The sequence below is a fragment of the Paenibacillus macerans genome (assembly GCF_050565405.1).
Classification (GTDB): Bacteria; Bacillota; Bacilli; order Paenibacillales; family Paenibacillaceae; genus Fontibacillus; species Fontibacillus macerans_B.
This window is the reverse complement of the sequence record NZ_JBNYYG010000065.1, coordinates 24206-31381: the sequence shown is the minus strand read 5'-3', so window position 1 is coordinate 31381 and position 7176 is coordinate 24206. Positions and strand designations below refer to the sequence as shown.

Below are 7176 nucleotides of genomic sequence, written 5' to 3'. Positions count from 1 at the left end.
CAAGGTTTGGTTTCTTTTTGTTTAACTAAATGAAAATAGAGGGCCGTCCCTCAGTCGTCTACGATGACTTTTGGGACAGCCCCTTCTGCAGTGTTGGCCAAATCTGCCGATACTACAGCTTGATCGCCTTCCAGGATGCTTCGAGCGTTTGTTGCTCCAGCTGCTCGGTCAGCGGATATTTTTCGATGAAAAAGCCCTTGATGACCGAAGAGATGATGCCATGGGTAATTTGATGGCAGAGGCGCGGGTCCATTTCCTTGATGAATCCCTGCTTCTGGCCATCGATAATGATATCCATCATTTCGGTAGTAGCGCCATCGTCCATGTTGCGCAGGTCGGTCGAAATGTACGGCGTATAGGAATACGTGTCGATGAACAAATACTCTTTGCGGTACTGCACGGCAAAACGCAAGCGGTTCAGTTGAATTTGCTTGAAGCGTTCATACAGGCTTGCCCTTGGATCGTAACCGGCAAGCAGATGTTGTCCCATCAGCAATCTCGCGCTCCGATATACCTCGTAGACGATCTCATCTTTGTTGCTGAAATAGTTAAAGATCGTTCCCGAACCAACCTTCGCCTTTTTCATGATTTTGGCAAAGGTGACGGACTGCAGGCCTTCCTCGTCGATACATTCCAAAGTTGCGTTTATAATATCCTCGCGTTTTCCCATAGTCGTTCACACCCCATTAAATCCACTTTAGTATTTAGCCTTATTCACGTCAATATTTTGGATTATATATTCCGAATTAAATCGGATATACATAAATATACAAGTCAATTCGGCGCTTCAAATAAAAATCTCGGAATAAATATTCCAAATTTCCATTGACGTTAGAATGAAGACGCGGTTATAATCATCCTGGAATAAACATTCCAAAGTAATCGAACAAAGGATGGGTGAGAGAAATGTCGAAAGTTTGGTTCATTACCGGCAGCTCGCGTGGATTCGGACGCAGTTTGGCCGAAGCCGTATTGGAGAACGGCGATGCATTGATTGCCACGGCACGGAAGCCGGAGCAATTGGCGGATTTGACGGAGCGCTACGGGGATCGGGTGCGTGCCATCGCACTGGACGTGACCGATGCCAAACAAGCGGAAGCCGCGATTGCCGCGGCCATCGAAGCGTTCGGCCGGCTTGACGTGCTGGTGAACAATGCCGGCTACGGCAATGTTTCTTCGATCGAGGAAACTACGTTCGAAGATTTCCGCGCCCAAATCGAGACCAATCTGTGGGGAGTCATCAACGTTACGAAGGCGGCGCTTCCGACGCTGCGCGAGCAGGGATTCGGGCATATCGTGCAGTTTTCTTCGATCGGCGGACGCAGCGGCGCACCGGGACTGGCTCCTTACCAAACGGCCAAATGGGCGGTTGAAGGCTTTTCCGAGGTGCTTGCTAAAGAAGCCGCGCCGCTGGGGCTCAAGGTGACCCTCATTGAACCGGGCGGCTTCCGCACCGACTGGGCCGGCTCCTCGATGAGCCATATCGAACCTCGCCAGGAATATCAGAATACCGTCGGAGCCTTGCTCCGGCATGCCCGCGAACAGAGCGGCAAACAAAAAGGCGATCCCGCCAAAGCCGCTCAAGCGATCATCGCCATCGTTAACGAAGAGCGTCCGCCCCTGAGATTACTGCTCGGAAGCGACGCGCTGGCCATCGCCCGCGCCGTGGACCGCGAGCGCATGGTGGAAACAGAGCGTTGGGCGAAATTAACCGAATCCACGGATTTTGAAGTTTCGACGCTGCCGCAAGAGGTCGCGAAGTTCATGAATTTGTGCTAATTCAATAACCAAGAGGCTAACCCGAAACGCCGAACAATGGCTTTTCGATACAACTTACCGTCCCCATACGACAGCTTACCTTGCATCTATTGATTAAGGGTTATCGCAAAAATATACTTGAAGTGGAAAGCAAGACCGCTTGGGAAATAAGAAGGACGAAGGAAGGAACGCAGATGAAAATAACGATCGAATCTGTTCCCGCCGGAACCGAGCCGGAGATCATTATTCGCTGGAATGAACCCGACGAAACTCTGCTGCAGCTTATTTATTCGCTAAAATCCCACCCCAAGAAATTGATAGGGACAACCGAGATGCATATCCACATCATCAACCCGAAAGACGTTTTTTATTTCGAATCGGTGGATAACCGGGTTTTTATCTATTGCCGGGAACAGGTTTATGAATCCAGGCTCAGGCTCTACGAAATCGAAGCGGAATATGAAAACCTGAATTTTTTTCGGGCATCGAAATCCACTATCCTGAACTTGGCAAAAATCAAATCGGTCAGCCCGGTTCTCTACGGAAGGTTTGAAGCCTTGCTTCAAAACGGCGAAAAAGTGTTAATTTCGAGACAATACGTTCCCGTTCTTCGACAGAAGTTAGGATTATAAGGAGGAGTTAAGATGAAAATCAGCAGATATTTAACCTATTTAGTGAAGGATTGGTTGGTGGCCGGCGGTTGCTTGACGGTGATTGCCGCGGTTTATTTGTCCTTGACCTCCTCGAAGAACCTTCCCGCCTCATTGCTCTGGCAAATCATCATCGCGGCTTCCGCCTTTACTTTTTACAAGTATGCTTTGGTGAATAAACATGAGCCCGCGCTAAGCAAAAAAATTCAAATGATCAGCTTTGCGATTTGTTATGTCCTCGCCGCGATCATGATCGTATTGTGGTTATGGTTGTTTAGTCCCAATCCTATGATTAATACGGAGCAAATGTTAATTTACATCACAGTGATTTTAGTGGTTAAAGGTCTGGTTTATGCCATGATGTACATCGACGGTCATCAACAGGCCAAACAGCTCAATCAGAAGTTAAGCGAATACCGGGAAGGCCAGTAAGATTGATACGTCCGGCCAAACCGGAAACCGGACTAAACGCTAACAATAAAGGAACCCCAATCGCCGATTGAGGTTCCGGATTTTTTTCATGGTTCAGGTGATGATCACCGATTCTTTTCCATTAATGAACGCGACCGTGTCGAAATTGGCGTATACCCGTGGATCACGAAACAGCAGCTCCAGCTTCCCTATATTTCTCATTGGTTTTTATTTCCACTTCACATTTTGGATATGGATTTGCCTCTTTTTATTTCGCCATAACAGCGCGGTTCCTTCCTGTTTTTTCCTTAATCGACTTTCGAAATGACGACCTGCGGACGCAGTTCATCGATTAACGCGCGCTCCGCCAAGTCGTCGGAAAAAGCGGTCGCGCTGCCCGACGCAACGCCGGCACGGAACGCTTCCAGCAGGTCTCCTCCCAGCGCGAGGGTTCCGGCGAATCCGGCGATCATCGAATCGCCGGCGCCGACCGAATTGCGTACCGTCCCCGGCGGAACGTTCGCATGGTAGACCTCGTCGCCGGCAATCAGCAACGCGCCTTCGCCGGCCATCGAGATCAGCACATGCTGCGCTCCTTCCGCAAGCAGCCGCCGCCCATAGACGATCAGTTGCTCGCGGGTCTCGATGGCGACGCCAAACAGCTCGGCCAGCTCATGATGGTTCGGCTTCACGAGCAGCGGGCGATGCGGCAGCGCTTGGCGGAGCGGCTCCCCGGTAGTGTCGATCACGAATTCGGCGCCTTGCTTACAGCACATGCCGATCAACCGCTCGTAGAAATCGCCGGGTAGCGACGGCGGTATGCTGCCCGCGAGGATGACCCTATCGCCTTCCTTCAGGGCGGATAATTTATTCACCAGCTTGTCGGCTTCTGCCTGGATGATTTCCGGTCCGGGCCCGTTGATTTCCGTCTCCTCGCCATGCTTTAGCTTGATATTGATGCGGGTGTCTCCGCCAATGTGTACGAAATCGGAGTTGATCGTTTCACCCTGCAAAAACTCCTCGATGTATCGGCCGGTAAATCCGCCAAGAAACCCTAGCGCGGTCGTATCCGCCCCAAGCCGCTTTAGCACGCGCGACACATTGATTCCTTTTCCTCCGGGCAGCTTCAGGCCCCGGTTCATACGGTTCAACCCGCCAAGATGTAGATCGTTTACTTCCACGATATAGTCGATAGAAGGATTTAAGGTTACGGTATAGATCATCGTTATCCCCCGATAATGTCAGTTTTCTCCGCGATCGCCTTACGCCAGCGATCGGGAACGTTCTCCGTGATGAGCGCCGCCTGCTCCAGCTCAGCATCTTGGCGAAAGCGGTAGTCCCGATTTTGCTGGAATCGGCAAGCACGAAAATTTGCGCGGACAGTTCGCCGGCGCGGCGTTTCAGCGCAGCTTCCTCCGGGTCCGGCGTCGTATACCCCGTTTCCGGGTGAACCCCGTTGGCCCCGAGAAAACACCGGTCAAAACGGAACCGCTCCATATGTTGCAGCGCCATGCTGCCGATCACGGCCTTCGTGTGCCTTTTCGCCATGCCGCCCAGCTGATAGCTGGGGATATCGGCCTCGACAAGCGCTTCGATATGCGGCAGGCCGTTGGTCACGACCGTTATTTTTTTACCTTCCAAATAGGGAACCATGGCCAAGGTCGTCGTTCCGGCGTCCAAGTATATCGCCTCCCCATCCCGCACATGTTTGGCAGCGATTTTGGCGATCGTTTGCTTCTGGGGAATATGCGAGCCCGCTTTTTCCGCCATCCCCGGTTCCAGCCCCCTGGACGCCGTCGGCAAAGCCGCTCCGCCATGGACTCTTCTGAGCAGCCCCCGTTCTTCCAAATCCGCCAGATCGCGCCTTACGGTGGACTCCGACGCTTCAAGCAGCCCGCAAAGCTCCTGAAGCTTGACGATGCCGTTATTGCGCAGCCGCTGCAGGATCCGGCGATATCTCTCCTCGGTTAACATCCTTCCCCCTCCCAACTGATCCTATCGTATCATAGATCACACCAAAATCAATCATTTTCACTCATATTCAATCACTTCCATCCACTCGATGTCACGCGTTATCGTTCCGGTTTATGGCTAATCGCATCCGTTTTTTTCTATCCCACCCCAAACCGGCCATCAATATGGCAATATTCGGGCTGGTCCAGGCCACCAGACAGCCCGCGATAAACGCGAGCTCAGCGGACAACAGCAAATTCTTGCGGTCGAGGCGCGAGGTTAAAGAGACGATAACCGGAGTCCCGATCGCAAAGGCCAACGAAAACACCGTCACCAGTTGGCCGGCAAACGCCAACGTGATTCCTAGATCGGCCGCAATCGTTCCGATCACGCCCGACACGATCAGCTCCGAGGTAGCCGTCAAAAACACGCCTATCGTTAAAACAAATATCGTAAAATTCCGTAATGAGGTTACAAACAATATGTAAGAAGGCAAAGTTGTTGGATATTATCCAACTAAATTGACTAACTATAAATAAGTAAGCGAGGTGAAGAGATGAGTCCCCCTGAACAGGATCGGGATCGCGACGAGTTCGGCAATATCTGCTCGGTGCTGCAAATCCTCGGCGCGAAATGGTCGTTTCTGGTCATTTTCGAGCTATCCAAAGGCCCCAAACGATTCCAGCAGCTGCGGCGCGCGTTATCCATCGTCCGTACCCAATCCTTGACCGACGCGCTGCGGCATCTGGAGAAAAACGGTATCGTTCGCCGCGAAGTATTCCCTACGGTCCCCGTTTCGGTTGTATATTCCTTGACGCCAAAAGGCCTAGACTTCCAAACCGCGCTGAAGGAAATGGAAAAATGGGCGGCGAGGTGGAGCGGGGAAACGGAGCAGGATCGTCGTACGCCAGAGGCGTAACCACTCCAAGAACAAAAATCCCCCCGGCGGTATGCGCCGAGGGATTATTAACATCTATTTTGTTATTTCAGCAGCCACAAAGCCGGCACATTCGGCGGTTCCCAGCCCACCAGGGAGGTATGCGCCTGGCGGCATTCATAGATCGCTCCCTGGTAGCTGACTAATGCGCCTACCGCATAGGCGGTATTCGCCGCCCAAGGCTGGGCCGAAGGCGCCGCGGCCGTCGTCGCCTGAACGGCGTTGCTGGCCGCCGATTCATTGCCGGCCGCGTCGATGGCGCGTACCGTAAACGTATAGGACGTGCCCGCAGCCAGTCCCGTCACGGTAAAGTCCGTTTGCGTCCCGGGAACGGTGACGGCCAGGGCCGAGCCGCGATAGATCCGGTACCCGGTCACGCCGACGTTGTCGGACGATGCATTCCACATCAGCGATACGCTGGAGGACGTCGGCGTCCCCATCACGCGCAGATTGCCCGGGGTGCCGGGCGCTTGCGTATCGTTGGCCGCCGGACTGGTCGTGACCGCCACGGCGTTGCTGGCCGCCGAGCTGTTGCCGGCGGCATCGACGGCCCTCACGGTGAACGTATACGGCGTATTGGCCGCAAGCCCGGTCACGGTATAATTCAGCGTCGATCCGGACACCGAACCGACCTGCGATCCGCCGTTGTAGATCCGGTACCCGGTCACGCCAACGTTATCGCTCGAGGCGTTCCAGGCCAGCGCGACCGTCGACGCCGTCACTCCCGTGGAGCCCAAAGCGGCAGGAGCGGACGGCGCTTGGGTATCCCCCGTATTGCCGCCCCCGAAGTTCACGTCGATCACGTTGTAGAAAGCATTGGCGGTGTCGGCGATTTCCCAAACGGCCAAGATGACGTGGTAACCCGTGCGGGCTGGCACGTTGCACGTATCCGAATACGTCAACGGAGGTTGCGTCCCCCCGTAATTCACCGAGCAAAACGGCGTCAGGTCAAAAGAATTCCGCGTCAGTGGGGCATTAGGGTCCCATCCCGGCTTCGTAATGTAATACTTCCAGCTTGCCGTGGCGTGGGCTACGTTCAGTTTCCAGGTAAACGTATTGGTTCCGGCCGAGAGGTTCACTTTCGTCCAGCGGGTGGCGGATTGCTCGTCCAGCTTCGGGAACGCCCCGTTCGCGCTGGCGATTTTCCCGTCCGCCGGCCCCGCATTCGGGAACCCTTTCGGCGCCTCGAGGCTTTGCGGTTCGTACACGATTGCGCCGCAATCCGTATTCTGTCCGTTTTTGCACAAGATCGCACGGCTTGCCGGCCCGTCCACCCAGCCGTGGGCCGATGCTTTTTCCGTAAACAGGATCATACCGAACCCAGCAATCAGCATTACCAACAAAGAAGTAAGCGCCTTCATCGCCATGGACTTGGATAATCTCGTTGAAGTCATGCTTATTCCCTCCTTTTGATTTGGAAATGTGCCTGATCCTACGCTGTGCATTTCTTGGCCAAAAAAGTGGAAC

Annotated in this window: 8 protein-coding genes and 1 pseudogene; 4 read left to right on the top strand and 5 right to left on the bottom strand. The window is 53.7% G+C overall.

The annotated features are described in order from the left end of the window. Nucleotides 1–112: 112 nt before the first annotated feature. Entirely contained in the window at nt 113–670 is a 558-nt protein-coding gene (locus ACQ4N8_RS24535) for a TetR/AcrR family transcriptional regulator (RefSeq protein WP_430706979.1), read from the bottom strand. A 236-nt stretch (nt 671–906) separates the two neighbouring features. Here ACQ4N8_RS24535 and ACQ4N8_RS24530 point away from each other — a divergent pair, with 236 nt between their 5' ends. The 3 genes from ACQ4N8_RS24530 to ACQ4N8_RS24520 all read left to right on the top strand — a co-directional run bounded on the left by ACQ4N8_RS24530 (nt 907) and on the right by ACQ4N8_RS24520 (nt 2840). Next, on the top strand, nt 907–1779 hold the full coding sequence (locus ACQ4N8_RS24530) for an oxidoreductase (RefSeq protein WP_430706978.1): 873 nt from the start codon (nt 907–909) through the stop codon (nt 1777–1779). Between the two features lie 173 nt (nt 1780–1952). Then, nucleotides 1953–2390, top strand: coding sequence for a LytTR family DNA-binding domain-containing protein (locus ACQ4N8_RS24525; protein WP_430706977.1), 438 nt, complete (start codon nt 1953–1955; stop codon nt 2388–2390). A gap of 12 nt (nt 2391–2402) precedes the next feature. Further along, nucleotides 2403–2840 (top strand): hypothetical protein, encoded by a 438-nt coding sequence (locus tag ACQ4N8_RS24520; RefSeq protein WP_430706976.1) that lies wholly within the window; start codon nt 2403–2405, stop codon nt 2838–2840. Between the two features lie 287 nt (nt 2841–3127). Here ACQ4N8_RS24520 and pfkB read toward each other — a convergent pair whose 3' ends face one another. The 3 genes and pseudogenes from pfkB to ACQ4N8_RS24505 form a co-directional block, all read right to left on the bottom strand. After that, nucleotides 3128–4042, bottom strand: coding sequence for a 1-phosphofructokinase (pfkB, locus tag ACQ4N8_RS24515; RefSeq protein ID WP_430706975.1), 915 nt, complete (start codon nt 4040–4042; stop codon nt 3128–3130). Nucleotides 4043–4044: 2 nt separating this feature from the next. After that, nucleotides 4045–4793, bottom strand: a pseudogene (locus ACQ4N8_RS24510) (DeoR/GlpR family DNA-binding transcription regulator). A gap of 91 nt (nt 4794–4884) precedes the next feature. After that, nucleotides 4885–5202 carry an MFS transporter gene (locus tag ACQ4N8_RS24505; RefSeq protein WP_430706974.1) on the bottom strand — a complete coding sequence of 106 codons (318 nt, stop codon included), beginning with the start codon at nt 5200–5202 and terminating at the stop codon, nt 4885–4887. 126 nt (nt 5203–5328) lie between these two features. On the opposite strand from ACQ4N8_RS24505, the gene ACQ4N8_RS24500 reads away from it, so the two are divergent. Next, nucleotides 5329–5691 (top strand): winged helix-turn-helix transcriptional regulator, encoded by a 363-nt coding sequence (locus tag ACQ4N8_RS24500; RefSeq protein WP_430706973.1) that lies wholly within the window; start codon nt 5329–5331, stop codon nt 5689–5691. A 62-nt stretch (nt 5692–5753) separates the two neighbouring features. Here ACQ4N8_RS24500 and ACQ4N8_RS24495 read toward each other — a convergent pair whose 3' ends face one another. Further along, nucleotides 5754–7103 carry a lytic polysaccharide monooxygenase gene (locus tag ACQ4N8_RS24495; RefSeq protein ID WP_430706972.1) on the bottom strand — a complete coding sequence of 450 codons (1350 nt, stop codon included), beginning with the start codon at nt 7101–7103 and terminating at the stop codon, nt 5754–5756. Nucleotides 7104–7176: the final 73 nt, after the last annotated feature.